The organism is bacterium (assembly GCA_035529855.1).
Taxonomy (GTDB): Bacteria; RBG-13-66-14; B26-G2; order WVWN01; family WVWN01; genus WVWN01.
Genome location: DATKVX010000099.1, coordinates 1 through 2888 on the forward strand (window position 1 = coordinate 1; position 2888 = coordinate 2888).

At 57.1% G+C, this 2888-nt stretch carries 4 protein-coding genes and 1 other RNA gene; all 5 read left to right on the forward strand.

From position 1 onward, the window contains the following. On the forward strand, nt 1–972 hold a 972-nt coding region (locus VMX79_10410; GenBank protein ID HUV87511.1), incomplete at its 5' end, for a hypothetical protein. Next, nucleotides 969–1112 (forward strand): hypothetical protein, encoded by a 144-nt coding sequence (locus tag VMX79_10415; protein HUV87512.1) that lies wholly within the window; start codon nt 969–971, stop codon nt 1110–1112. The genes VMX79_10410 and VMX79_10415, both read left to right, overlap by 4 nt. A 555-nt stretch (nt 1113–1667) precedes the next feature. Continuing rightward, nucleotides 1668–1746: a transfer-messenger RNA gene (gene ssrA / locus VMX79_10420) on the forward strand. A 379-nt stretch (nt 1747–2125) separates the two neighbouring features. Next, the gene (locus VMX79_10425) at nt 2126–2386 is read left to right on the forward strand and encodes a hypothetical protein (GenBank protein ID HUV87513.1); all 261 of its coding nucleotides are present in this window, start codon (nt 2126–2128) and stop codon (nt 2384–2386) included. A 245-nt stretch (nt 2387–2631) separates the two neighbouring features. Further along, nucleotides 2632–2888 (forward strand): hypothetical protein (locus tag VMX79_10430; protein ID HUV87514.1); only part of this gene is annotated, 257 nt, incomplete at its 3' end.

Here is a 2888-nt window from a genome sequence, read left to right on the forward strand (position 1 = left end):
AACGCGGAGTACCCGACGCCGCAAAAGCTCCTCGACGGCCTGTTCGGCAAAATCGCCTTCGACCCGCTGGCGTTCGCGCGGATGAAGGCGCGGGACCAACTCGGGGCGCTGTTGGAAGTAGTTGATCTCGGGCTGGACCTCGACACCTTAGCGGTCGAGCGCAAGGTACTGTTCGATAATCGGACGGACGTAAACCGCGAGGCGAAGCGGCTCGAAGGGGCGATTGCGAAACTCCCCCCGTGGAATGAAGACCGCGTGCCAGATGAACTAGTATCGGCCGTGGACCTAATCTCCCAACTCGAGGAATTAAGCGCCAAAACCGCGCAGGCAGTCCGGGCAGATAACTCCCGGCGCCGTTTGTCTGCCGAGATAGGGGCGGCGGAGGCCAAACTGGAAAGCCTCCACGCCGAATACAACAACCTCGAAAATGACGCGCAGAACATCGGTTTATGGGACGACGAAATCGCAGCGTTGCACGCCCAGGTCGCTAACGCAGAGGAGGTCAACGCCTGCGTCCGCGTCAAGAAGCAATATTTCGAACTCGAAGGCCAACTCCATGCCGCTCACGGCGCGATGCAGAGCGTCACGGCGCAGATACAGGCGATCGACGACCGCAAGACGACCGCGCTCGCCAGCGCGACCTTCCCCGTACCGGGCCTATCGTTCAACGAGGATGGCGTTCTCTACGACGGCCGGCCGCTCGAGCAGGCGTCGTCCGCCGAGCTCACGCGCATCTCCACGGCCGTCGCGATGGCCGCGAACCCCAAGCTCAAGGTCGTTATTATCCACGACGGCTCGCTCCTGGACGACGACAACCTGCACATCATCGCCGAGATGGCCGCGGCGGACGGCTATCAAATATGGATCGAACGAGTAGACGAGTCCGGAGAAGTCGGCGTCATTATCGAGGACGGTATGGTAGTCGCAACGGCCGGTTCGGCAGGCCGCCCCGCCAAAAAGGATACGAAATGAGCGAGGACGGCTACCTACCCCCCGGCACGACGCACCGCGACGTTGACCGCGCAAGCGGCGAGGTACGGCCCTGCCCGGAATGCGACTGCTGGACGAGCGAGGCCGTTTGCCCCCGGTGTGGGGCGGAGATGGAAGATTAACCCGTAACACCCCGGCGGGGCCAACGAGGAGGAGAGCGATGCAAACGGGTTTAGGCAAAGAGACGAACCGCGAGTTTGCGGAGACGAACGAACGGTTCCGTAAGGCGTGCGGTAGGGAAATTAGGCGGTGTCCAAAATGCAATACGCCGAACGAATTAGAACATCAACAATGCAAAGCGTGTGGTACTTCGGTAACAAATCAGCCAGTCGTTTGGAGCGTAACACCGCCGACGCCCCGCCAGGCCAGTAAGTTTCGTCGGAAAAAGGGCGCGGCGTATAAAAATCGAAATCAGTAACACCCCAACGAGCGCGGGGACGGTATGTAGCGCCGCCCCCGCCGGAGAGGAAAGCGAGATGGATATAATAATAGGTGCTTTCAATGCTTTTGTGGCTGCGTTTTGTGGCGCTATAGCCACTATTAGAATTTGCGAAAAAGATAAATATTGGGCGGCGGGATACGTTGCCATAGGGATATTGAATCTTATCGGTGCTCTTAAATTACTATAGCGGCCCTTGTGCCGGGGGCGGGTTCTTTCGGCGTTTATCCCGCCCCACGGGGGCGCGAAAGGTTCGACGCGGCTAAAGGCCGAAGCGCACTGTCGCGGAGCGGGTTCGATTCCCGCCGCCTCCAATTCTGATCGCTAACCTGTCGGCAAAACCGATACTAAAAGGAGAACGATGATGGGGCGCGCCCCTTGTGCTGGTGCCGATTAACTACCCGCTGGCAAAAGGCCCTACGGTAAAAAATTTGATTAACATCCCGTTCCCAAAATTAACAGCGCGGAAGCGCAGAAAGGAACAAGATGACATCCGAAGAACATAAACAACGCCATATAGAGTTACATAAAAGCCTTGATGAATTATTAGCTGGTTTTATAACAGCGACGAATAAATATCCGAGCAAAACGACGATAATGGAACTTTTAAGTTGGTCTTTCGGGGAAACGCAAAATCCAACCCCACATCCACAAGATTAATAGCTCTCTAATAATTCAATACAAAAGGAGTCCGAAATGGTATCGGAAATTAAAAGCAACACAAACGACCTACTCGTCGTCGCGGGACGCCTCTATGGCACGGCACACCTCGAGGGCACCGTCGACACCGACGCCTGGCGGAAGGTTATGCGCGACCTCGCCGACCAGGTCCATCACGACCTCATCGTAATCTACAAGGAACTCGACGCCACGGAAGCCGAAGAAGTAGAGCGCGAACACATGATTTCGGTTGAGACAGCATGCGGCGACACGGATAGGGAATACGTCGAAGCGTGAACGCCGCCGACCTCACACAAGCCGAAGGCCTCTACGATGACGAAGGTAATGAACTGCCGAAGTCGAAACGTACGGCAGCGACTTATCGTGAACGCCTCCGGCGAACCGTTGAAGATTTTTGTCATAGGAAACGTAAGCGGCGGCCCGCGAGGCCGCCGTGGCCGGCGCCGTGGCGGGGTGGCGCTGGCGCGAGCTCGTCGCAAGGGCGAAGCAACCGGCAAAAATAGCAGTTAAGGAGGAAATCAATGCCTAAAATAATACTGCCGGAAAAGGTGAAGTGTCACGAATGCAAAGGATATATTTTCGGATTTCCGAGTTGTAGTAATTGCGAGGACGGCTACCGCTGGGACTTAGGCGACCTCTACCGCGCCGTCGAGGACGCGGGGGCGATACCGGGCACGGCATTAAGGCCGGCCGAAGGCAAACCTGATTACGTCGCGGCGATTCAAACGTGCGACAGCAGACACGTGGCCCGCGGCGATTCGCACGAAGAGGCGATGGT